Here is a 22,240-nt window from a genome sequence, read left to right as displayed (position 1 = left end):
GGCTTCCACGATGATCTCACCCTGCTCGCCCCTCCCCCGTTCCCGCCAGCCAGCGGCGTCGCAGGTGCCCGCCGAGCGTCAGTGATCATTGAGCGGTGATGACCCCTGCGGCGCCGCCGGCCGACTCCGGTGTGTTCTCGTTGGCCGTTCCGCCACTGTTCGCCGCGTTGGCCCCGGCGCGGAGCATCCTCATCGCCGGAGCAGGCGGGGGTTTCGACGTGTACGCGGGCCTGCCCTTGGCCTTCGCGTTGTGGCGTGCCGGGGCGCAGGTGCACCTGGCCAGCCTCTCCTTCTCCGAACTTGAGCTGATCGACCGAGACGCGTGGGTGGCGGAGCACGTCGCGGCGGTTCAGCCGGATACCACCAGCCCCGACTGGTACTTCCCGGAGCGAACGCTCGCCCGATGGCTGGCGGCTCAGCAACTGCCGTCGACGGTGTACGCCTTCCCGCCGCTCGGCGTCCAGCCGCTACGGACGGCGTACCGGCACCTGGTGGAACGCCTCGACATCGACGCGGTGGTACTGGTCGACGGCGGCACCGACGTACTGCTGCGGGGCGACGAAAGCAATCTCGGCACTCCGGTGGAGGACATGACCAGTCTGGCCGCGGTGGCCGCGCTGGACGTACCGGTCAAGCTGGTGACCAGTCTCGGCTTTGGCATCGACGCCTACGACGGCGTCAACCACGTCGAGGTGCTGGAGAACCTCGCCGCGCTCGACCGCGACGGCGGCTACCTCGGCGCCCTGTCCATCCCCGGTTCCAGCCGGGAGGCGGAGCTCTACCGCGCTGCCGTCGCTGACGCCCAGAACGCCACCCCGCAGCGGCCGAGCATCGTTCAGGGACAGATCGCCGCCGCCACCAGCGGCGCGTTCGGGGACGTCCGATTCAGCCGGCGCACCGGCGGCGGCGACCTGTTCGTCAACCCGCTGATGGCGGTCTACTTCACCGTCGATCTCGACAAACTCGCGGCCCGATGCCTGTACCTCGACCGCATCGAGAACACCATCGGCAGACGGCAGGTCATCACACGCATCCAGGCGTTCCGCGACGAGCTTGTCGGCGCCCGCATCCCCCGCGCCTTCCCGCACTGATCGCCCGGACGGGCTTCACCACCGTGTTCTGGGGCGGCGTCCCAGCCGATCGAACGGACAGCCCTGCCCAGGGATATCTCCTCGCCCAGAAACCTGTGGCCCAGACACCGCTTTGACGACGGCACGTCAACAGCAGAGCCGCTCGGTGTCACCTGGTTGGTCACTCAACTAGATCGCGCCGTCCTCCACCATGCTGAGCATCACGTCGAGGTCACCAGATCGGATCATCTCTCCCAGGGCCGCCACCATCGCCTCGACACCTGGCCTTGGAATGATGACGGCGGTCGCCGGCTCGTCGTGCTGGCCGGCCATGAATTGAACACGAACGCCCTCGACCACGCGGTCCCATTCCCCTGTCTGACTCACCGGAGCATCATGGCAGCTTCGGACGCTCGGCTTGGGCACCCTTCTGTTCGGCACCGTCGGTGGTGGAATGAACCAGACGCCGCGTCGGCAAGCCTGGTTAACCCTGGCGGCTCTTGGACATCTGCATCGAGCGTGCGGTGGCGCGGGCGGCGGTGTCGATGAGGTCTGCGACCGGGCCGGGTTGCGAGACTGCCACAGCGTGGGAGGCGGCGATCTCAACTGCCGTGGACCCCGCCCTGTCGGCCAGAAAGCGCTGCAGGTCCGGTGGAATCCCCAGGTCCTGGGTGGTGATCAGGGTCCAGGAGGGGATCGTCTTCCAGGCGGCCTTCGTCACGCCCTCCTCCTGGGCGCTCGCCGAGGCGGGCCGCTGCGTCGCCGCCATGATCTCGGCGGTGCCGCGATCGACGTCGGCGGCGAACACCTTGGGGAACTTGTCCTGCAGGATGTACTGGTCCATGGTCGTGCCGCCGTCGCCGGAGGGGATCGGCACCATATTGATGCTGGTGGCGAGCTGACTGCCGGGGTACTTACCGAGCAACCCGATCACGCTTTCGCCTACGTCCGGGCTCACGCTGGCGACGTACACCAGGGCCTTGACGTTGGAGGCACCATCCGCGGCCTCGGTCATGACCAGCCCGCCGTAGGAGTGGGCGGCCATCACGACCGGTCCGGGCAGGCTGTCCAGGAGGGCCCGCACGTAAGCGGCGTCCTTTTGCACACCGCGCAGCGGGTTGGCGACGGCAATGACCGGGTAACCCCGACGTTTGAGGTCAGCGATCACCCCGTTCCAACTCGACGAGCCGGCGAATGCCCCGTGGATCAGCACAACTGTCGGCATCCCAGCGTCCTGCGTAGACGTGTCAGAAGCAGCGCTCATCTGGAGTCCTTTCGAGAGGTCTTCGCCACCCACTGCCTGCGGTAATGAGACCGGACCGACGAGGACGGTGAACGGCGCGTTTCCCCGGCAGCACGCATCAGCCGGCGATCCGTTGCGATGGGTTGCCGCATTTAGAATCCGGCACGGGTCGGGCCGCTGTCAGCGAGATCGAAGAACGGAGTGCCTCCCGCAGGTACAGATCAGACCGAACGTTCTGTCGCTAAGATGGGTGGATGGCGAGCGACGAACCCACTGCCCGACCCTCTGAGGCACGTTCCAAGCTTCTTCGCACGGCGACCAGGATCTTCTACGCGGAGGGCATCCACTCCGTCGGCGTCGACCGGATCATCGCGGAGGCGAAGGTGACCAGGGCTACTTTCTACCGGCACTTCCCCAGTAAGGACGACCTCATCCTGGCCTACCTGCGGGAGGTGCATCAGCTGGAGCGCGGCATGGTCAACGAGGCCCTCGCCGCCAACCGATCGCCTGTCGATCCGCTCCTGGCCATCGCCGGTTCCATCGCTCAGAACATCCAGTCCCCCGGGTTCCGTGGGTGCGCGTTCCTGAACGCCGCGGCGGAATACCCCGACACGAACCATCCCGTGCACCAGGAACTCATGGCCCACCGGCAATGGTTCCTGGACACCATCACCATGCTCATGGCACGGGTCCACGAAGAAACGGCGGATCCCGCAGCGCGCCACTTCGTCATGCTCCGGGACGGCGCCATGGCGGCCGGCTGCCTTTCCGACGCCACGTTGGTGTCCGAGACCTTCCTGCGCGGCGTCGAAGGACTCCTCAGGATCAACTCGGAGCGCCAGTCGGCGGAGTCAGCCGGTTAGCCCCAGCGCGACCACCCCGCACGACTAGAACTGGGCCACCCCGGGTGAGGGGTGACCCAGCTCATCGGCGATGGCGCCGGCGGCCGCACGGCTCAGGTCAGCGGCCGTACGCCTCCAGCAGGCGCAGCCAGACCTCGCTGACTGTCGGGTACGCGGGCACGGCGTGCCACAGGCGCTCCAGTGGGACCTCACCGACGATGGCGATCGTCGCGGCGTGGATCAGCTCCGCGACGTCCGGGCCGACGAGGGTGAGGCCGACGATCACCCTCCGGTCCTCGTCCACCACCATCCGGGCATGCCCCTGGTAGCCGTCGGCGTGCAGCGCGGCCCCGGCGACCGCGGCCAGGTCGTAGTCGACGACCCGGATCCGCAGTCCGGCAGCCTCGGCGGCGGCTGCGGTCAGCCCCACCGACGCGACCTCCGGGTCGGTGAAGACGACCTGCGGCACGGCGCGCTCGTCGGCGGTGGCGACGTGCCGACCCCACGGGCGGTCGTCCGTCATTTCTCCAGTGGCCCGTGCCACGATCACGTCGCCCACCGCGCGACCCTGGTACTTGCCCTGGTGGGTCAGGAGCACACGCCGGTTGACGTCCCCGGCCGCGTACAGCCATCCGTCGCCGATCAACGCGCCGGCACCGTCGACCACCCGCAGGGTGTCGTCGACGGTGAGCCAGGCACCCGGCTTCAGGCCGATCCGGTCGAGGCCGACGTCGTGCGTGTTCGGCGTACGGCCGATCGCGACGAGGATTTCGTCGGCCTCGACCTGCTCGCCGTCGGTGAGCGTGATGTGCACAGTGCCGTCACCGTCGCGGCTCACCGACGTGGCCTCGACACCGAGACGAACCGACACGCCAGCTTCCCGCAGGGACTGCGTGACCCGCTCGCCGACGAACGGCTCCGCCAGAGTGAGCACTCCGTCCCGCGCGAGCACCGTCACCGCCGATCCGAGGCCGGTGTACGCGGTCGCCATCTCCGAGGCCACCACGCCACCACCGATGATGGCGAGCCGGCCGGGAACCTCGCTCGCGGCGGCTGCTTCACGGCTGGTCCACGGTGCCGCCTCGCGCAGACCGGCGATGTCCGGCACCAGGGCGCTACTTCCGGTGGCGACGACGACAGCGTGTCGGGCGGTGAGCGAGGTGGTGGTGCCGTCCGCGCCGGCCACCTCGACAATCCGGTCGGAGCCGATCCGCCCCTGACCCCGGTACAGCGCGATCCCGGTCGAGTCCAGCCAGGACACCTGCCCGTCGTCCTTCCAGTGCGAGGCGAAGGAGTCCCGGCGGCGCAGCACGGCCGCCGCGTCCAGCTCGCCGGTCACCGCCTCGCGCGCACCGGGCAGTTGGCGTGCCGCCCGGAGCGCCGTCTGGCTGCGCAGCAACGCCTTGGTCGGCATGCAGGCCCAGTAGGAGCACTCACCCCCCACCAGTTCCCGCTCGACGATCGCGGCGGTCAGGCCGCCCCGCACGACGCGGTCGGCGACGTTCTCCCCCACCGGCCCCGCGCCGATGACAATGACGTCGTACGTGGCGTTCTGCACGTCAGTTCTCCTTCGCGGCGCGGCCGAGGCGGATGGCCGCGATGAGGAAGAAGATGGCGCCGGGGATGGCGTAGCCGATGGCGTTGGTCAGCGCCGGGTTGTCAGCGGAGGCGGCCGCGAAGAACGACCCACCGGCGACGACGGAGATGCCGCCGCTGATGATCATCGGCCACTGGCCGCCCATCCTGCGGCGGGTGACGCCCACGATCAGCTGAACCAGCCCGGCCACGACCGCCCAGGCGCCCCAGACGCGCAGGACCGCCGGGATGCCGGACGCGCCGGCGATGCCCAGGCCCACCGCGGCGAGCAGGCTGATCGCGACGTTCACGTACAGCAGGGTGGGCGATCCGGTGGCCCGCGACGCGCGGACATCGACGATGGCGGCGGCCACGTCGAACAGCGGGTAGATCACGAGCAGCGCGGCGGTGAGGGGGTTGAGGTGCTTGGCGAGCGGGAGCGTCACGGCAGCCCAGACGATTGCGAAGGCGAAGCGACCGAAGTACAGCCGCCGCAGAGCAGCGGCCGTCGTCGAGATGCCGGGAACGGCAACGGTGGTCATGGTCATCCTCTCGGTGGTTCAGGGGTGAAGGGACGCCCAGCGGGGGTGCGGGCTACCGCCGGGACGGGACGGCGTGCTACTCGATGTCTGAGAACAGCCCCGTGATCTCCACCTGAGCACCCTGGAGTCCACCGAAGACGGCACCGGCAGCGGGCGTCGCGACTGCGGCGGAGGCGTCCTCGTAGCTGGCGAAGTACAGGTCGAGCGTCCGGTACGCGGGAGTGGGCGTGCCGTCCTCCTTCGGCCACACCTTGGCCGACTCGACCCGCTGAAGCTTCGGGAACGTCTCGGCGGCCCGGCGTACGTCGGCGTAGAGCTTCTCGAACTCGTCGGGGTCGGCGGGGTTGCCGATGACGAGGGTGATCTTGGTAGGCATGGCGGTCTCCTTCAGGCACAGCCGCACACCCGGCTGACACCGGGTAGAACGAACGTTCTGTCCCTGAGAACCGTACTGCCGGAAACCCCTGCCGTCAATACCGACCGTTCTATCTCGTCGTGATGCGCGTGGAAGCAGTGCCGGTACGACCTGAACGGGCGGTACGCGCCTCTCCGGGGCATTTACGCCCAACAGGGGCGCACGACCGCCGCGTCACGCCTCGGAGTCCCGATCTCCGGACGTGTCCCGTCCGATCGGCGAGGCGGGAACCTCCAGCGGCTGGCCTCGCCTTCCCAGCGCACCGAGGAACGCGACCAGGGCCAGCACTCCGACCACCACGCTCAGCCCGACCATCGGCGCCCAGTGGATCAACACCGGCGTGGACAGCAACAGGGCGGCCAAGCCGACGATCTGGGATCGGGAGACCTGGCCGAGAATCTCGTGCTCCATCCGCATCCGGGCGACGAGGAAGAGCATCGGACCACCCACCACGAACAGCAGCCAACTGGGCCGCGGCTGCCCGAACGGATGATCGATCACCAACTCGTAGCCCACCGCCGTGACGAGCACGCTGAGCACGATCAACAGATGCGTCCGCTCCGACACCGCACCCAGCCGGCCGGGCATACCCGCCCGGCCGAACGCCTCCGTCAACAGCAGACCGGCACGGTAGAAGTAGATCCGCCAGAGCAGCGCGCTGGTGGCGAACGCGACAGCGAAGGCGGCGGCCCGCTCCGCGGAGTAGTCCGCGCCGCTGAAGACCACGCCGATGACCAGAATCGACTCACCCAGCGCGATGAGGAACATCTGCTGATAACGGTCCGCGAGATGAGTCCCTGCGATCCGCCACCGACCTATCTTCGAGACCCCGAACCACGGCAGCGGCCAGCCCAGTGTCCAGGCGAGGTAGTCGACAGCGAGGGCGACAACCCACAGCGGCAGGCGGAGGTGATCCGGGCCCAACGCGCCGACCAGCCACAGCGGGGCGCTCGCCAACGCCCACACGACAAGCCGGAACGGCACCAGCCGTCGCGGATGGCCACGCAGCGCGACGGCCACCACGAGCGGCCGCACCACCATCACCATCAGATACGCGACCGCGAACGGCAGCGCTCGCTCCTCCATGGCGCGCGGCAGCGTCACCGCCATGATCAGGCCGGCGAACATGGTGCCAACCACGACGGCCTGAATGATCGGCTGCTCCGGTTCGTACCGACTGGTGATCCACGCGGTGTGCGACCAGATCAACCAGAGCGCCAAAAAGAGCAGCAGGGTACGCCCGAACCCGTTGACGAGCGCCCAGCCGGTGTCATCGCTGAGACCGGCGAATCGTTGCGAGACCCGGGTGAGGGCCACGACGAAGGCCAGATCGAAGAACAGCTCCAGGAAGGTCGCCCGACCCGAACTCATCGGAGGGCGCAGCAGTTCGGCACCCCGCCCCGCCGCCATCGTCCGCCTCCGTCCGCCCCGTGCTACCAACGAGCCGGCCGCCAGTGGAGTTGCGTCGGCCGTCAGGCGCCCTTGACCACCAAACGCCCGCGGAACCAAGGTCATACTGGCGCTATGGGCGAGGAATCTGAGCTGGCGATCGCCGCGGTTCGACGCTACGCCGTCGCTTTGCGGCACATCCAGTCGCGCTTGTTCGATGCCTATCCAGACGTCAGCGGCATCAAGGACCTGATGACGGCGGTGAGGCACAAGCGAACGTTGCCGCGAGCGGGCATGTCGAGCACGGGCGTCGAGTACGCGATCCACGGCGCCGGCTGTCAGATGACTGATGAGGTGGGCCGGGTGGTCGACGTCGATCTGGTCGGTGATGTTGAGGCGTTCGACGCCTGGCGGATCCGATGGTTCCTCGACGAACAGTCGGACGCCGGGCCCTCGGTCGAGGAGCTACGCACAGCGTGCTCTCACCTCGCCAGCACTGGTGAACTGTTGGAAGTGCAGGCAGGCAGCTGGTACGCCCTGCCCGATCGTCGGGGAAAGGGCCACTGACCCCGCTTCACCCATGTCGCCGGAAGACCTTCGCCCCGCACGTCATCCGACCCCTCGACGAGGGTCGCTGCTTCGTCTGGCGTGGCCGTGAGGACGGTTATTGACGGCTCATGGCACGAACGCGGAGGGCAGGCCGAGTTCGGCCCGGGCCACCTCGATGAATCGGCGCTCGGCCTCCCAGAGGGCGTCGAACCGATCGGCGGGCAACGCCTCGGCGTCGCTGTCCGCTCGCGCGGCCGCCAGAAGCCGGGCCTGGCGCACCAGCTCCGACGAACCGCTCACCACCTCGACGTGACCGGCCACCAGCCGAAGCGCGGTCTTGGTGCTCTCCAGTCGCTCCCGGTAGCGGCTGCCCTCGTCGTCGAAGAACGGCATGAGATCACCCGGATCACGCGGGCGCGGCACTGCTGTGATGTGGGCGGCCGGGTTGAGGACGTGGGCCACGTACTCCCGGACCGCACCGATGAAGTCGGTGTACGCGTTCAGCCGGATGTCCCGCCACTGTCGATCCTGGTCGCGCCGCCACAGCCGGTCCTGAGCCCGGACGGTGAGCCACCCACCGATCAGGACGGCCAGCATTGTCGTCGTCGCGGTGACACCCGCCTGGATCAGACTCACCGGCACCACCGTTCGTATTGATCGCTAACTCACCCTAACGCCCGCTGTCACCCGCGAAATGAAGCGGAAGTTGACAGGACGTCGTTGGACATCGACTCGAGCCAATGTATCGTGGGAACGCTCCCAGACCGCGTCCACCACCCACCTGCTCGAGGAGCTGAACATGTCACGACGACGTCGTCGCCCGGCAGCCATGCTGGCCGGGTTGCTCGTTCTGGCCCTGGCTGCGTCTCTGTCGCCACCGACGCCGGTGGCCGGCACCGCTGCGGCCGGACCATCCAAACGTGCTGTGCCACTTGCTGAGCTGACCGTGGTTTCCGAACGGGTGGCTTTCGGTCTGCAGCGTCCGATCGCGATCACCGGGCTGCCGGACGGCCGGATGTTGATCGCGGAGAAGAACGGCACCGTCCGCTCCTACCACCCCGACACCGGCCTGGCACCTGACCCGGTGATCGACCTGACCGCCCGGATCGACGCGTCGGACAATGAGCGCGGCCTGCTCGGCATCACGCCTGCGCCGAACTTCGCGCGAACCGGGATGCTCTACGTGGCGTACACGAGCCTGCCGGCCGGCGCGCTGACCCTGGCGCGGGTGCCCATCAACGCTCCCGACCGGGTGCAGGTGCTGCTCACCCAGGAGCACGCCGAGTACGGCAACCACAACGGCGGCCAGGTGGCGTTCGGCCGCGACGGCTACCTCTACTGGTCCCTTGGCGACGGTGGCTACGCGAACGACCCGTTCAAGTCCGGTCAGAACCTGGGCACCCTGCTCGGCAAGATTCTGCGAATCGACGTCAACCGCTCCTGCGGGGGGAAGCCCTACTGCGTGCCCTACGACAACCCGTTCGTCCGCACGCCGGGCGCGCGTCCGGAAATCTGGGTCTACGGGCTGCGCAATCCGTGGAAGTTCTCCATCGACCCGGTCGACAACTCGCTGTGGATCGGCGATGTCGGCCAGGGCCTGATCGAGGAGATCAACCACGTCCGCCCGTCGCAGCGTGGCGCGAACCTCGGCTGGTCCTGCCGAGAGGGCACGCCGGTCTTCGACGAGACGCAGTGCCGGCCGGGTGTGCGGCTGACCGACCCGGTCGTCGAATACGACCACTACATGACGGAGAACTGCTCCATCATCGGCGGCCTGGTGTACCGGGGGTCCGTCACCCCGGAGGCGCGGGGCACCTACATCGCGAGCGACTACTGCTCGACCCGCGCGTTCGCCGTGCGTCCCAAGTCCACGGGTGGCTACGACTCCGCTGAGATCGGCACCTTCCCCACCCAGCCGACGGCGTTCGGCGCCGATGTGAACGGCGAGCTGTACGTGCTCAGTGACCTCCCGGGATGGCTGAGCAAGGTGCGGTTCGAGCGGGTCCAGCCGACCCCCACCGGCGGGGCGACGATCCGCTGAACCTCGGGACATGCCCTTGACGTCCGCGCTACCCCCGGGGGACGGCCGCATCCGGCGGCCGTCCCCCGGCCCGTTCCGATCCGGCGGCGCGCTGCCGCCCGATGACGAGCCGGCTCAGCACCGCCGCCAACGCCCCGGCCACCACCCCGGTGAGGACCCCGGTGACGAGGCTGGAAAACACCGCCGCCACCCGAAAGACCGCTTCCTGCGCCCGCGGGTCAATGTCCCCGAGCCTCGGGCCGGCCGCACCGAACGCCTCGTCCCACAGAAGCTGGTGACCAACCGCGAGAAGGACACCGTGGATCGCCCCGATGACCACCACGGTCAGGAACGGACGCGACGGACGCCGCCACAGCACGGCGGCCACCCAGCAGATCAGCGGTACGACAGCGAGCAGCAGGGCGGCGGGCCGCCCTTCCTCCACGACGTGCAGGTCGTGCAGGACCACCCGCGGTGCGGCCAACGCGGCGAGCGCGACCAGGGCCGGCCACGAGAAGCCGAGAGTACGACGCCCGGCGCTCATCGCTCGACCCGTACCGGCGCGGTTTCCCGGGCGAAGCGCAGCAGGGCGGTGAATGCCAGCGCGGATGTCACCGCTCCGCCGGCGAGGCGCACCCAGTGGCCGGCGACGAACTCCTCAGCGACCTGGCGAAGATACTCCGGGGAGTGCGTGCCGACCGGGTCGACGAACATGATCTCGTTGCGCGGCCAGAAGAACACCACCGAGAACAGGAACTCGCAGGCGATGAAGACCACCGCGGCGGCAGCGACGTACCACCGCAGTCGCCGATTGCGCCACGTGAGGGCGGTCGCGGCGAGGCTCGTCAACACGACCGAGGCGCCCAGCGGTGGGAAGTAGTCGCTCGGGCCTCCGGCGACCAGGAACTCACGGGCCCGGTCCAGCGAGGCGGGTGCGTCCCCGAAGATGTTCGGGTAGAGCATCACGGTCTCGGCGGCGACCCCGCCAAACGACATCATCGCCGCCCAGACGAGCACGATGAGCACGATCCACGTCAGCCTGATACGGGACACAGCAGTACTTCTCCCTGGTTTTCGAGCCCATGCGGGCACGTTCTGTGATGTCGCCGTCGACGCTAGGTCGCCAACTCGGGGACGTCTGCCGCGCAGCCGCGCGAGCTGCCATCGCTTCTCGACGTACGTGCGGGGGCGGGGGTGATGCCTGCGGACGGCAGCGGCGCGGGCCCGCACCGACTTAGGCTCACGGACGTGCAGGCCACCTCACCCACCCGAACCGAGGCGCTGCTCGCTGTGGCCATCCTGGGCCTGGTCACGGCGGCGGTCGTGACCGAGGACGCCCCGATCTCCCAGGCGGCGCTGGCCGGCGGATTCGGGGCCGGTTGGGCCGTACTGCTGCTGGTGGCCCGGCGTTGGACCGTTCCCGCGCTGCTGGCGACGGCCGCCGGCATCCTCGGCTACTACGCGCTGGAGTTGCCGCCGGTCGGCGTGGCCGCCCCGGCCGCCGCCATCCTCTACGTAGCCGCCCAGCGGGGCCGGGTGGTCCCGGCCGCCGCCGTCGGCGGGAGCCTGCTGGCCGTCTCGGTGGTCGCCCGGCTCGTCGAGGGAGACGACATCTCAGTCGTCATCGGTGCGGGTCTCGGCTCCGAGGCGGCCCTGATCCTCGCCGTCATCGCTCTCGGTGACGCCGTCCGCAACCGGCGTTCGCTACGGGTCACGCTGGCCCGGCAGGCCGCCTCGGCGGCCGAGGAGCGCCGCCGGGAGGCCGCCCGGCAGGTCGAGGCCGAGCGGCTGCGCATCGCCCGGGAGGTGCACGACACCCTGGGACACACGATGTCGGTGATCACCCTGCAATCGGCTGTGGCGCGGGAGGCACTTGCCGATGCCGAGCCCGGCCAGGCCGAGGCCGCCCTGGCCGCGATCCACTCGGTGAGCGGCAGCGCCATGGCCGAGCTGCGTGCCACGTTGGGCACGCTGCGTCGCGAACCCGGGCCGCGCGAGCCGGCCCCCGGTCTCCCCCAGCTGCGTACGCTCGTCGAGGGCGTCCGCCGCGGTGGGCTGCCGGTCGAGCTGCGTCTCGACGGCTCGGTCGACGCCCTGCCGACCGTGGTCGGCAGCACCGTCTACCGGATCGTGCAGGAGGCACTGACCAATGTGCTGCGCCACGCCCACGCCACCCGCGCCACCGTGACGATCCGGGCGACCCCGGCCCAACTGTCGGTGGAGGTCGTCGACGACGGCCGGGGATCCGCCGGCGGCACCGCAGCCGAGACGGGTCAGGGGCTACGCGGTATGTCGGAGCGGGTTGCCCTGCTCGGCGGAACCCTCGATGCCGGCGAGGCCGCCGGCGGCGGCTTCCGGGTCTCGGTCCACCTACCGCTGGCGGCGGTCGCCGCATGAGCGACGTACGCGTCGTCCTCGTCGACGACCAGCACCTGGTGCGCACCGGCCTCCGCGCGTTGCTGGAACGCGCCCCGGACATCACGGTGGTCGGCGAAGCCGGCGACGGCCGCGCCGGCGTGGCGGTCACCCGCGAGCAGCGACCCGACGTCGTCCTGATGGATGTCCGGATGCCCGGCGGCGACGGTATCGAGGCCACCCGCCGCATCCTCACCGACCCGACGTTGACCCACGTCCGGGTGGTCATGCTGACCACCTTCGACGACGACGAGTACCTCTTCGACGCCATCCGCGCCGGCGCCGCCGGCTTCCTCCTCAAGGACACCCCGCCCGACGCCCTGCGGGACGCCGTCCGCGTGGTGGCCGGCGGAGACGCGCTGCTGTCACCGGCGGTGACCCGGCGGGTGATCGCCGCGGCCGCCCGCTCCCCCGTCGCGGACCCGGCCCGGCTGACCGGGCTCACCGGGCGGGAACGCGACGTCCTGGCACAGGTCGGCACCGGGCGGTCGAATGTGGAGATCGGGGCGGCCCTGCACCTCAGCCCGGACACCGCCCGCACGTACGTGAGTCGCCTGCTGCACAAGCTGAACGCCCGCGACCGCGCTCAGCTCGTGGTCATCGCGTACGAGACCGGGCTGGTCCGCCCCGGCGACAGCTGAACCTCTCCGCGACGGCGGGGCCCATCCGGCGTACCGAATCGGTGAGCGGCTCCGGCGCGATGGCCCGGCCTTCGACGGCGGGCGACCACCCACGCGATCGGCCGGCCCCGGCTCAGAAGAGGGTCGCCTGTGCCCGATCGTCGAACCCGTGATCAGGCTGCCGGCGTCCCCGCTCCGAGCTGGTCGCAAGTGGACGCCATAATCCGGCGGCCTGGCCCAGCACAACCAGCGTGCGCGCGAGGTTGTTCAGCTGTAGCGCCACTGCGGGTGCCCCCAGCCACGGCGGTCTCGGCGCTAACTTCCTCCGGTGAGCTACGACATGTTCGTTCAACGGTTCGAGCAGGGCGATGCCGCCCCACTGTCGGCTGATGCCTTTCGGGCCGTCTTTGTGCCCTGGGCCGAAAGGCAGGAACCTCAGCACGGCTACTGGCACATCAGCGCCGACGACGGCGGCACCGCAGACGTCTACGCCACCCTTACCGACGACACGCTCTGCAGCCTCATGCTCAGCCGGTTTTCCGCCGGCGCCATTCTCGACATGCTCGTCACGTTCGTCGGACTCGCCGATGCTGTTGTGCTTCCACCTGGCTGCCCCACCTTGCTCGCGCACGAAGGTCAGCGGTACCACCTGCCCGCGGACCTTCGCGCCGACGCCGTGGTCGTTCAGGCGGGCGCGGACGTAGAGCGCATCCTTCAGAGCTGCTAGCGACGAGTGTTCGTGGCGAGGGACGTGATGGAACCCCGTGGGCCCCGCCGTGGCGGTGCTGTCCAGCACCAGCTCAAGCAGGCGGCGTGACCGGGGACCGTAGGCCGAGCCACTGCTCGGCGTCCCAGGCATGGAACCGCTCTACTTCAGTGAACCCCAGCCTCGCCGCGAGGCGCATCGAGCCGACGTTGGCGGTTTGGGTGGCGAGGGCCACCGGCTCGCCGGGAAGGACGCCGTCGCACCAGTCGAGTGCCGCCGCGCAGGCCTCGGCGGCGTACCCGAATCCCCATGCCTGCGGCAGAAACAGGTAACCGAGCTCGACCTTCCCCATGGCAGCCGGGCGGCGGTGCCCCGTTGCTCTTCTGAGCAGGATCTGGCCGATCATCACCCCGTCGAGATCGACGACGAAGCTCCCGGGCCACCGCTCGGGCACCCCGGGCATCTCGCGCTCCAGTTCGGCAGGCAGGCGGGGACCGCCGAGGTAGGCGTTCACCTCTGGCGACGCCAGCAACTCGATGAACGCCGCACGATCCCGGGCCTCGGGCTCACGGAGCACGAGCCTCTCGGTCGTGATCGGGGCAGGCGGCCAAGCGACGTCTCCCAGGTCTGCCATACGCGCAGGCTAATTGCCTCCTGAGCAGCTATCCAGCCCGGACGTGTCACCCGCGTCCCGGGTGTTGTCGGTCTCTGATGCGAGGATGCTGCGAATCGACGGCGGGAGGCCAAGTGGGAACCTGGGACAGCGGACCATTCGACAACGACACCGCCGCTGACTGGTGTGGCGACCTGGACGACGCCGACGTGTCCAAGCGACCGAACCTGGTCCGGGAAGCGTTGACCAGAGCCGCCGGCGAGGCGGGTTACCTCGACGCCGACGTCGCCTGCGAGGCGATCGCTGCGGTCGCGATCGTGGCGGCACAGCAGCCCAGCGGCCAGCCGATCGCATCTCCGTACGCTCCGGAGTTTCTGCACGACGGCGGCCGGGTGGACGTGCCCGACGACGTGACAGCGTTGGCGGTGAGGGCGATCGACCGAATCCTGGCCGCGGACTCCGAATGGCGCGAGCTGTGGGAAGACGCCGACGCCGAGGGCGGAAGCGAGGCCGTTGACGCGCTCCGCGATCTGCGCAAGGTGTTGGCGGCGTAGTGGCTGGGCATGATGCGGCGCTAAGTCACCACCAGTCGAAGTAGCGGCCCGCATGGAAGACCCCCACGCCGATGGCGGCGACGATGCCGACCGCGAGCACGACCGGGGCGATCACCACGCTGCCGGCCGCGATGCCGATGGCACCCGCGGCGATGGCCAGGCCCGCCCCGATGCCGACGCCACCGGCCACCACCCCCGGCGTGTCGCCGACCTCGGCGGCCCGGTTCATGCTGACGTACGAGACGGCGGCCAGACCGATGCCACCGATCACCAGTCCGGCGGTCATCGCGCTGACGGTGGCGACAGTGGCACCGGGCACGGCGATGGCGTACAGCTCGAGGCCACCGCCGACCGCGCCGAGCGCGTCACCGACGCCCATCTCCCAGTCGCCGTGCTGGTAGTCGCCCCACAGGGCGAACGCCGACAGACCGAAGCCGGCGATACCGAGCCCCTTGCCGAGCATGCCGGTCCGGCCCGGCAGTCCGCGCACGTGCTCCGGCGCGGTGGCACTGGCCGGGATGTCCCGCCCGCGTCCCGGGTTGGTGGCCGTGCGGATCGCGTTTCCGGCGCTGGCCGGCGCGTCGGTCTCGGTGATGATGACGGCCTGGGATCGCTTGCCGGCCATGGTGCCGGTCGGGTTGGCCTGGATCGCGGCGTCCGCGTCCCGGGTCGCCTCCCGGGCGATGTCACCGGCCTTGCCGTACCGGTCGGTCGTCTTGATCTGCTTGACCGTGGTGCTGGTCTCCAGGTCGTACTTCGCTGTGTTGTCGCGCCACGGCATGCCGTACAGCCATTCGAGGATGTTGCCGCGGAACGTCCCCCGGCCGCCTTTGAACTTGAAGTTCCAGATGAACTTCTCGGCGGCGGGCGCGGTGTGCGCGGCGGCCCCGCCGACGGCGCCGGGTGCGGCCGGAGCCTTGCCGCCGGAGTCGGCCGGCGGCGCGGCGGGCGGCGGTTCGGGTGGCGGGGCCGGGGCGGGTGGCGGCGGCTCGGCCGGTGGCGGCTCCGGTGGCGGCGGAGGCGGCGCGGGCTTCGGCTTCGGCGGTGCCGGCGGCGGCAGTACGGCGTGCAGCACCCAGGTGCCGCCTGGGTGCTCGGACCAGTTGCCGCCCTCCAGGTTGAGGGTGACGTTTGCCTGGTAGTAGATGACCGAGTTCTTGTTGTTGATTCGCGGGTCGAGGGTTGCGCCGTGGCTGCTGAGGTAGCGGCGGAAGTCCTCCACTGTGGGGTTTTCGGACCCGGTGAAGTGGGACTCCGTGATGGAGATGTCGTGGGTTTCCGGCCCCTTGACAGTGGTGGGCTTGAACCCGGACGGGTCGACCATTCCCACCGGATTGTTGCGGCAGTACCGGAACAGGTTGCCCCCGTCGGCGAAGCCGCCCGGGTCGCTGCTCGCCCACCGTCCGAGCCACGGCACGTAGTACCGGGCCCCGGCGTAGCAGAAGCCGGTTTCGTCGTCCACCTCGTGCCCGCCGAAGCGGTACCGCTTCAGGCTGAGGTCGGCGCCCGAGCGGCCGTAGCGGTACGCGGTCGTGCCGTACGGGTGGTACTCCTCGTAGGAGATGAGCACCCCGGCCGCGTCGGTCTCCAGCGCGGCCGAGCCGAGGTGGTTGGTGAGCTGGTAACGGATCAGCGGAACGCCGAGCGGGTTGGCCGGGTCGAAGCCGCCGACGTCGACGGTCTTGACGTCCACCTGGGCGACCGGGCCGGTGTCGTCGGCGATCGTGGTGGTCCACCGTTCGTGCTGGAGGACACCGGTGACCCTGTTGCGTCGGCGGAACACGGTGACCGCACCCAGGAAGATCCATTCGAGTTGGACGCTGCCCGGCCGGTCCACGACCTTGCGCAGCCGCTGCCCGCTCGCGGCGTAGACGAACCGGGCCTCGCCACCGCCGCCGAGGTCGACCCGGCGGAGCTGGTCGTGGACGTTCCACTCCAGGGCCGGCAGGTGCGGCATGACGGTCAGGTTGCCGACGGCGTCGTGCGCGTACAGGGCCGAGTAGGGGCCGCCGTCGGCGTCGCCGGGGAGGCTCGTGGCGGTCAGTCGGTTCGTGGCGTCGGCCGGGTCGTCCTGGTACGCGTACCGGTAGTGCCGGGTCCAGCCGGCGCCCACCCCGGCCTGCGTCCGGAACCGGTGCCGGAGCACTGTGAGGTTGCCCAGCGGGTCGTACTCGTACTCCTCGGTGTAGGCACGTACCGCGCCGGCATCGGTGAGGCTTCCGGCCGGTGGCACGTCGGTGTGGTCGCGGATCGCGTCGTTGGGCGCCCCGGCCAACTCCCGCCCGCTGGCCCGGACCAACTGGTAGAGCGGGTCGTACGCGTAGTCGCTGGCGGCCGGCACCGCCGCGTTGCCGAAGAAGGTGGGGGCGCCCGGCTCGGCCACCCGGGTCAGGTTGCCCACCGGGTCGTACGTGTAGTGCAGGTCGCGCACTCCGGCGGTGAGCAGACGTTCCAACCGGAACGTCATCGGGTCGTAGAAGTATTCGGTGACCAGCCCGTTGCCGTGCCGGGCGAACCGCCGCCGGCCCAGCGCGTCGTAGTCCTGCTCGGAGAGGAACTCCACCTCCGCGCCCTGGCCGCGCAGCCGGGCGGTGAGCCGGCCCAGCATGCCGCCCTCGAGGTAGGTCGGTCGTAGCTCGGTGGCGTCGGGCAGGGTGACCACTGTCGGACGGTTCACCGCGTCGTACTCGGCGGCGGTGCCGAAGACCTCACTCTCCAGCAGCGGTGCCGCGGCGGCCAGCAGCGCGGCGTGGTCGGGTGCGGCGGCCACCGGCGACCAGTCCGGGCCGTCGACGTGGTCGGTGGCGAGTCTCCGTTCGGCGCGACGCGGGTTGCCCTTGAAGTCCACCTCGGGCACCCGCACCTGGCCCGCCGGGTCGAACACCAGGTACGGCACGCCGTGCAGGCCCAGCGTCGCCGCGTCCGGATGCCGGTCGCCGAAGACCACGTACTGCACGCAGCGCTCCGCGCCGGCGGACTCGCTGACGTACACGCCGACGGGCCGGTGCAGGGCGTCGTACGTCGTGCGGAAGGTCCGGCCGTGTTCGTCCCAGATCCGGCGCACCCCGCCGAGCACATCCTGGAACACCCACCGCTCGCCCTTCTCCGCACTCCACGACCGCACTCCCGCGCCGTGCATGGCGGTGGCCGCGTTGGCGATGTGCCGGCCCAGCGCGTCGTACCCGTCCGAGGACCGGCCGGTGAGGTCTCCCCTGGTGCGGACGCCGAAGCGCTGGCCGGCGCCCCGGTCGGCCTCCGTGTAAACGGCCCGGCCCAGGCTGTCGAAGTGGATCACGGAGGGCGTGTCGGCGTGCCCGGCGGCGAGCCACGCGGCGCGGGTGGCCGGGTCGGCCGGTTCCGGATCGGACACGGCGGGGCTGCCCCGCTCGGCGTACCACTGGCTGTCGAGCACCGTGTCGTTGGCGTCGAACAACCGGTGCGACCAGGCCGTCGACTCGACCCGGCTCAGGGTGCCGTCCGGATACCGGGTCAGCACGGCACGGCCCAGCGGGTCGTAGTAGCGGATCGCGGTGGCGCCGATCTCGCGCAGCGCCGCCGCGTCCTCGTACTCGTGGGTGGTGCTGAAGTAGGGCTGGTACCGCTTCACCGGGTTGCCCTTGTTGTTGACCACCGTGCGGCCGGTGCCGACCCAGCGCGGGTCGGCGTCCACCTCGACGGCCACCCCGTCCTCACCCACCTCCAGGGCCCTGCCCGGATGCACCCGCGACTTGGTGATCGCCACACCACCGGTGCCGGTGCTGTACTCGTAGCTCTCCAGCCAGCGCGAGTTGGTCGGGCCGTGCCGTTCCCGGTGCCGGCCCCGGCTGTACGCGGGCTGGCCGTTGGCCACCCAGTTGAACGGGTCGTAGGTGAATGTCAACGTCGGATCATCGAGCGTGTCGCCGTCCCCGGCGCCGAGCCGGCCGAGCAGCGCCGAGGCCACCACCCGGCCCAACTCGTCGTAGCGCACCGCGCGGCGCTGCCCGTTCGGGTCGGTGACGAGGCTCGGGCCGAGCACCCGGTAGTCGTTGACGGCGGTGGTGACCGACCAGGCGGCCTGGTCGATGGTCACCCGCTCGCTGAGCAGGTGGTAGTCGTCGAAGGTGACCGCCGTCGCCATGCCCAGCGCGTCCCGGGCCCCGTTGGACAGGTAGAAGTGCGCGGCCGGGTCGGCGGGATAGCGCATCTCGCCGGACGGGATCCACCAGTCCGGGCCGCCGTCGAGGTGCACGTAGCCGGCGGCGGCCAGGTCCGCGTCGGTCACCGCCGTGCCGTAGCCGGCGGCCAGCGCGGCCGGGGTGAAGGCGAGCTGGTACGTCTGGTGCCCCAACCCCAGGCTGTCCCACTGCCCGGCCGGCAGCGGCGTCAGCGCGTTGTCCCGGAACCGCACCTGTGACCGGGACAGCAACCTCCGCTGCGCGCTGACCTCGTCGGCCACCACCTCGTACCCGATCGGGGTGGCAGCGGCGAACCCGGCGAGCAGTTCGGCGCGGGTGAACAGCGGGCCGGCCGGGGCCAGCCCGGTCAGCTCGTGCCCGACCGCCTCATACGCGGCGCGGATCCGGTACGCCGGCACCGGCAGCGTCTCGTCGATGTCCGGGGTGTACAGCTGCTCGCCGTACGTGACGTGACGGCGTCGCTGTTCGGCGGTCACCTCGGTGGGCAGCTCCGGGTCGGGCGTGGTGCGGCCGTAGACCACAGCGGCGGCCTGGACGACGGTGCCGTACGGGCCGAGGACCAGGTTGAGCCGGTGGCTGATCCGGGGCTCGTCCGGCTGCCGGTCGTAGGAGAGGCTGACCGCCTCCCGCTCGACGGCGACGAACACCCGCGCGTCCAGCCGCTGCACCTGGTACGTCTGCTCGACCACCCCGTACGGGTGCTCCTGCGCGGCACTGCCGTCGTACGAGTACACCTCCTGCCGAAGGGGCAGGCCGCGCAACGCCCGCCGGCTCTCCCGCAGCTCCACGGCGGAGACTCCGGTCGGCAGCTCCGCGGTGGGCAGGTGCCGGCCGGCGTACCACTCGGCGGACAGGTCGACCGGGGCGCCGGTGTGGTACCAGGTCTTCGTGGTGACCGGTGGCTGGAACAGCTCGGGCGAGGTGTCCTGGTTGCCGTCGACCGCCTCGACGCCCAACACGTGGTCCACGAACGACTCGCCGTCGATCTGCTCGACCATGCCGAAGCCGGCGAACTCCCGCTCGACGCCGTCGTAGTGCCCGTGGTGGTAGCGGTAGCCGGTGACCAGGCGGGTCCCGGCGATCCGGTCCACCTGTTCCACCCGCTCGACGACCTGCACCGGGAACGGCAGCCCGGTCACCCAGGGCTGGCCGGCTCGCCTGTCGGCCAGTTGGAAGGCGGTGGAGGCGGCGTACCGGATGGTGGTCTCGCCGCCCAGGTTGTTCACCACCCGGGTGAGCAGGTGCGGCTTGCCGTCGGCGGCCAGGTCCAGGTAGCGCACCGGGCCGACGGCGTCGCCGGGCAGCGGCGACGACCACACCAGGCAGCCGGTGCCGGTACCCAGCAGGTCGGTCACTGTCACAGTCGAATCGGGCGTGACATGCGGCAGGTCGGGCAGCTCGGCGGGGGCCGACCAGCCGTTGCCGGACTGGTTGTACCAGAGCCGGATCTCCCGCCGGCCCAGGTAGCACAGGTCCATCACGCCGGTGCCGTCCACGTCGGTGAGGAGCACCCGGGCCGGGTCGAACTCGTCCGGCCCGGTGAACCACGGCGCGTCGTCCATCTCGACAGTGGCGCCGAATCGCCCGTAGCCGACGTTGGGCCAGTAGCAGACGGATCCGTCGCGGACCCGGACCAGGTCGGTGAGCCCGTCGCCGGACATGTCGGCGAGGAAGATGCTCTGCCGGTCATCGGAGCGCAGCAGCCGCGGCCCACGGTCCTCGTCCGCGGGCCAGAGCGCGGGTCGCGCCGGGCCGTACCCCGCCTCGGCCAGCGACTCGTGCCAGGAAAGCACCGTGTCACCGGCGATCAGCAGGTCGGCCCGGCCGTCTCCGGTGAGGTCCAGCAGCAGCAGGTCGGGGCTGGCCCAGTCGACAGCGGGCAGCTCGCGGAACGGTTGGAAGCCGGACCAGCCGGCGTCGTCGGTGCGGCGGACGAAACCCGCCGGTACGGTGCCGAGCTGGACCAGCTCGATCCGCCCGTCACCGTTCACGTCGACCAGTTGCTGGCGTCCGCCGGCCAGGTCGGTCAGCGACGGCACGGTGGGCAGCGCGGCGACCGGGCCGATCCGGCCGGCGCCGAGGTTCGGCCGGTAGTAGAGGGCACCCTCGTGCCCGGTCAGCACCCCGGCGAGCCCTTCCCCGTCCAGGTCCACCCACAGCTCGGTCCGCCCGTCCACGCCGGCCGGCAGGTTCTCCAGGCTGCCCCGCTCCAGTTCCCGGGTGGTCGGTGCGATGGTGGCCGGTGTGTATTCGAAGGTCACCGGGGGCAGTGCGGCGCTGGTGTGCCCGCCGCCGGCGGCCGGGGCGTAGCCGCGCTGGGTCACCTCGACCAGGGTGGACAGCACCGGCCCGGTGGCGTATTCCAGCTCCACAGCGCGGACCAGGCAGTTCGCGCCCAGCTCCGGCTCGTCGGGGAAGTGGTGGAACATCAGGATGCGGTGGCACAGCCGGTAGGTGCGGACCTCGAATCCCGCGCGGTAGGTGGAGAACGGGTCCGGTCGGCAGGTCCAGTCCCCGGTGTCGGCGGGTAGCGGGGTGTCCGGGTCGTGCTCGCCGTAGTCGAGGACCACCTCGAACAGCCAGCCGGCGTCGGCGATCTGGGCCGGCGTCAGGTCCACCGGGCGTCGGCCGTCGGGGTCGAGCAGCGGCACCGTGTTGCCGTAACGCACCGACTTGAGGTAGCGGTTGACGTTCCGGTCGGTGCGGTGCCGTTCGTGCGGCCGGTCCAGGTCCAGGCCGGCGGTGTCCTCGGCCTTGTAGGTGTAGGTGGCCGCATTGCCCCGATCGTCCCGGGTCTCGCAGAGCAGCCAGGTGTGCACCCGCCCGCCCAGGCCGATGCGGGAGCCGCCGTCGCGGCCGTACACGGCCAGCAGGTTCGACCCGGACAGGGTGCGCCAGTGCACGTCACCGTCGGAGTCCCGGGTCCACCGCTCGATGCGGGCGAACGCCCCCTCGGTCCGTGGCCGGAACCGCTGCACCGTGTGTCCGGCGACCGGAGTGCCGCCGGGTACCGGGATCAGGTCGTCCTCTCCGGACAGCAGGAAGGTGTCGGTGGCGTCGTAGCGGGGCAGGCCGCGGTCGGTGCGCCGGCTGATGGCCGGCACGGGCAGCTGCCAGCCGAGGCCGAACGGGCCGTTCCCGGCGCCCGAGTCGTAGCTGAGCGTCAGGTCGGGTTGGAACCCGGACCGGCCGCCGCTGACCGGGACGGGAACGGACATGCCGCCGGTCCCGGTGACCGGGTGGGCGGCGAACGTCTCGCCGATGGCCCGGATCGCGCCGCCGCCGGTGGGCAGGCTGATCGCCGGTCCGCCGAGTCCCGGCCCGGTCGCGGCCCGACCGGCCGGCGGCGACCCGGCCCCGGTCGCGTCGGTCGGCGGCCCGCCCGGTCCGAATGCCCCACCCGCCCCGCCGGGAGCGCCGGCGCCGGTCGGGTCGGCGGAGCCGCGCCACCGGGAGCCGGTCCCCGGCCCCCACGATCCGCCGCCGACCGGGTAGCTGGTCGTCACCGC

19 protein-coding genes are annotated in these 22,240 nt (G+C 70.7%); 8 read left to right on the top strand and 11 right to left on the bottom strand.

The features are described from left to right. The first annotated feature begins 98 nt into the window (after positions 1 to 98). Positions 99 to 1,091, top strand: a complete 993-nt coding sequence (locus tag IW249_RS21915; RefSeq protein WP_231393883.1) for a DUF1152 domain-containing protein — start codon at positions 99 to 101, stop codon at positions 1,089 to 1,091. A gap of 168 nt (positions 1,092 to 1,259) precedes the next feature. Here the strand turns inward: IW249_RS21915 and IW249_RS21910 are convergent, their stop codons facing one another. Both IW249_RS21910 and IW249_RS21905 read right to left on the bottom strand, forming a co-directional pair. Further along, entirely contained in the window at positions 1,260 to 1,457 is a 198-nt protein-coding gene (locus IW249_RS21910; RefSeq protein WP_196922467.1) for a hypothetical protein, read from the bottom strand. A gap of 97 nt (positions 1,458 to 1,554) precedes the next feature. Then, positions 1,555 to 2,295 (bottom strand): alpha/beta fold hydrolase, encoded by a 741-nt coding sequence (locus tag IW249_RS21905; protein WP_196922466.1) that lies wholly within the window; start codon positions 2,293 to 2,295, stop codon positions 1,555 to 1,557. Positions 2,296 to 2,567: 272 nt separating this feature from the next. On the opposite strand from IW249_RS21905, the gene IW249_RS21900 reads away from it, so the two are divergent. Continuing rightward, positions 2,568 to 3,176, top strand: a complete 609-nt coding sequence (locus IW249_RS21900; protein WP_196922465.1) for a TetR/AcrR family transcriptional regulator — start codon at positions 2,568 to 2,570, stop codon at positions 3,174 to 3,176. 97 nt (positions 3,177 to 3,273) lie between these two features. Here IW249_RS21900 and IW249_RS21895 read toward each other — a convergent pair whose 3' ends face one another. The 4 genes from IW249_RS21895 to IW249_RS21880 all read right to left on the bottom strand — a co-directional run bounded on the left by IW249_RS21895 (position 3,274) and on the right by IW249_RS21880 (position 7,097). Next, entirely contained in the window at positions 3,274 to 4,713 is a 1,440-nt protein-coding gene (locus IW249_RS21895) for a dihydrolipoyl dehydrogenase family protein (protein ID WP_196922464.1), read from the bottom strand. Position 4,714: 1 nt separating this feature from the next. Then, a complete protein-coding gene (locus tag IW249_RS21890; protein ID WP_196922463.1) occupies positions 4,715 to 5,272 on the bottom strand; it encodes a hypothetical protein in 558 nt (185 codons plus the stop codon). 76 nt (positions 5,273 to 5,348) lie between these two features. Continuing rightward, positions 5,349 to 5,648 (bottom strand): hypothetical protein, encoded by a 300-nt coding sequence (locus IW249_RS21885; RefSeq protein ID WP_196922462.1) that lies wholly within the window; start codon positions 5,646 to 5,648, stop codon positions 5,349 to 5,351. Between the two features lie 213 nt (positions 5,649 to 5,861). Next, a complete protein-coding gene (locus IW249_RS21880) occupies positions 5,862 to 7,097 on the bottom strand; it encodes a low temperature requirement protein A (RefSeq protein ID WP_196922461.1) in 1,236 nt (411 codons plus the stop codon). Positions 7,098 to 7,211: 114 nt separating this feature from the next. Between IW249_RS21880 and IW249_RS21875 the strand changes: the two genes are divergently transcribed. Further along, on the top strand, positions 7,212 to 7,643 hold the full coding sequence (locus IW249_RS21875) for a DUF6896 domain-containing protein (RefSeq protein WP_196922460.1): 432 nt from the start codon (positions 7,212 to 7,214) through the stop codon (positions 7,641 to 7,643). 108 nt (positions 7,644 to 7,751) lie between these two features. On the opposite strand, the gene IW249_RS21870 is transcribed toward IW249_RS21875, so the two are convergent. Then, complete coding sequence (locus tag IW249_RS21870) at positions 7,752 to 8,261, bottom strand: hypothetical protein (protein WP_196922459.1); 510 nt, start codon at positions 8,259 to 8,261, stop codon at positions 7,752 to 7,754. A gap of 163 nt (positions 8,262 to 8,424) precedes the next feature. Between IW249_RS21870 and IW249_RS21865 the strand changes: the two genes are divergently transcribed. After that, positions 8,425 to 9,666, top strand: a complete 1,242-nt coding sequence (locus tag IW249_RS21865; protein WP_196922458.1) for a PQQ-dependent sugar dehydrogenase — start codon at positions 8,425 to 8,427, stop codon at positions 9,664 to 9,666. A 28-nt stretch (positions 9,667 to 9,694) separates the two neighbouring features. Here the strand turns inward: IW249_RS21865 and IW249_RS21860 are convergent, their stop codons facing one another. Further along, a complete protein-coding gene (locus tag IW249_RS21860; RefSeq protein ID WP_231392608.1) occupies positions 9,695 to 10,189 on the bottom strand; it encodes a hypothetical protein in 495 nt (164 codons plus the stop codon). Beyond that, complete coding sequence (locus IW249_RS21855) at positions 10,186 to 10,698, bottom strand: DUF1772 domain-containing protein (protein WP_307788666.1); 513 nt, start codon at positions 10,696 to 10,698, stop codon at positions 10,186 to 10,188. The genes IW249_RS21860 and IW249_RS21855 overlap by 4 nt, the downstream gene beginning before the upstream one ends. Positions 10,699 to 10,893: 195 nt before the next feature. Here IW249_RS21855 and IW249_RS21850 point away from each other — a divergent pair, with 195 nt between their 5' ends. The 3 genes from IW249_RS21850 (at position 10,894) to IW249_RS21840 (ending at position 13,407) form a co-directional block, all read left to right on the top strand. After that, positions 10,894 to 12,042 carry a sensor histidine kinase gene (locus IW249_RS21850; RefSeq protein WP_196922457.1) on the top strand — a complete coding sequence of 383 codons (1,149 nt, stop codon included), beginning with the start codon at positions 10,894 to 10,896 and terminating at the stop codon, positions 12,040 to 12,042. Further along, entirely contained in the window at positions 12,039 to 12,701 is a 663-nt protein-coding gene (locus IW249_RS21845; protein ID WP_196922456.1) for a response regulator transcription factor, read from the top strand. The genes IW249_RS21850 and IW249_RS21845 overlap by 4 nt, the downstream gene beginning before the upstream one ends. A gap of 307 nt (positions 12,702 to 13,008) precedes the next feature. Further along, entirely contained in the window at positions 13,009 to 13,407 is a 399-nt protein-coding gene (locus IW249_RS21840) for a hypothetical protein (RefSeq protein ID WP_196922455.1), read from the top strand. A 73-nt stretch (positions 13,408 to 13,480) separates the two neighbouring features. On the opposite strand, the gene IW249_RS21835 is transcribed toward IW249_RS21840, so the two are convergent. After that, positions 13,481 to 14,020 (bottom strand): GNAT family N-acetyltransferase, encoded by a 540-nt coding sequence (locus IW249_RS21835; RefSeq protein WP_196922454.1) that lies wholly within the window; start codon positions 14,018 to 14,020, stop codon positions 13,481 to 13,483. A gap of 113 nt (positions 14,021 to 14,133) precedes the next feature. Here IW249_RS21835 and IW249_RS21830 point away from each other — a divergent pair, with 113 nt between their 5' ends. Next, positions 14,134 to 14,553, top strand: a complete 420-nt coding sequence (locus tag IW249_RS21830; RefSeq protein WP_196922453.1) for a DUF4259 domain-containing protein — start codon at positions 14,134 to 14,136, stop codon at positions 14,551 to 14,553. A 25-nt stretch (positions 14,554 to 14,578) separates the two neighbouring features. Here IW249_RS21830 and IW249_RS21825 read toward each other — a convergent pair whose 3' ends face one another. Then, complete coding sequence (locus IW249_RS21825) at positions 14,579 to 22,237, bottom strand: SpvB/TcaC N-terminal domain-containing protein (RefSeq protein WP_196922452.1); 7,659 nt, start codon at positions 22,235 to 22,237, stop codon at positions 14,579 to 14,581. Positions 22,238 to 22,240: the final 3 nt, after the last annotated feature.

Source organism: Micromonospora vinacea (assembly GCF_015751785.1).
Classification (GTDB): Bacteria; Actinomycetota; Actinomycetes; order Mycobacteriales; family Micromonosporaceae; genus Micromonospora; species Micromonospora vinacea.
The sequence above is the reverse complement of the archived record's forward strand: the minus strand, read 5'-3'. Positions and strand labels throughout refer to the sequence as shown.

Coding starts and splice junctions, on each gene's coding strand:
- IW249_RS21885 (WP_196922462.1), bottom strand. CDS start 5,648: ATGCCTACCAAGATCACCCTCGTCATCGGCAACCCCGCCGACCCCGAC.
- IW249_RS21835 (WP_196922454.1), bottom strand. CDS start 14,020: ATGGCAGACCTGGGAGACGTCGCTTGGCCGCCTGCCCCGATCACGACC.
- IW249_RS21865 (WP_196922458.1), top strand. CDS start 8,425: ATGTCACGACGACGTCGTCGCCCGGCAGCCATGCTGGCCGGGTTGCTC.
- IW249_RS21875 (WP_196922460.1), top strand. CDS start 7,212: ATGGGCGAGGAATCTGAGCTGGCGATCGCCGCGGTTCGACGCTACGCC.
- IW249_RS21900 (WP_196922465.1), top strand. CDS start 2,568: ATGGCGAGCGACGAACCCACTGCCCGACCCTCTGAGGCACGTTCCAAG.
- IW249_RS21880 (WP_196922461.1), bottom strand. CDS start 7,097: ATGGCGGCGGGGCGGGGTGCCGAACTGCTGCGCCCTCCGATGAGTTCG.
- IW249_RS21890 (WP_196922463.1), bottom strand. CDS start 5,272: ATGACCACCGTTGCCGTTCCCGGCATCTCGACGACGGCCGCTGCTCTG.
- IW249_RS21905 (WP_196922466.1), bottom strand. CDS start 2,295: ATGCCGACAGTTGTGCTGATCCACGGGGCATTCGCCGGCTCGTCGAGT.
- IW249_RS21845 (WP_196922456.1), top strand. CDS start 12,039: ATGAGCGACGTACGCGTCGTCCTCGTCGACGACCAGCACCTGGTGCGC.
- IW249_RS21915 (WP_231393883.1), top strand. CDS start 99: ATGACCCCTGCGGCGCCGCCGGCCGACTCCGGTGTGTTCTCGTTGGCC.
- IW249_RS21860 (WP_231392608.1), bottom strand. CDS start 10,189: ATGAGCGCCGGGCGTCGTACTCTCGGCTTCTCGTGGCCGGCCCTGGTC.